Origin of the sequence: Salinispora sp. H7-4, from assembly GCF_013416675.1 — a bacterium.
Taxonomy (GTDB): Bacteria; Actinomycetota; Actinomycetes; order Mycobacteriales; family Micromonosporaceae; genus Micromonospora; species Micromonospora vitiensis.
The window spans coordinates 40727-40930 of the sequence record NZ_JABZED010000015.1; positions in this window are offsets into that span (position 1 = coordinate 40727).

The following is a 204-nucleotide window of genomic DNA, read 5'->3' on the forward strand; positions in this document are numbered from 1 at the left end:
ACTTTCTTCGATGAGATTGTGAACCGTCCCCCGGAAACCCCCCGATTACTGGGGGCGGCAACCAGGTTTGTCATCCATGTTCATCGGGCGTTGCCCCCTGACCCTGGACACTTGAACCTTGGATCGTGATGGTCCGGGGAGATCAGGAGTCCCTGACAGATGGTGATGAAGCACTATCCCGCGCAGTTCAAGGCGGACGCCGTG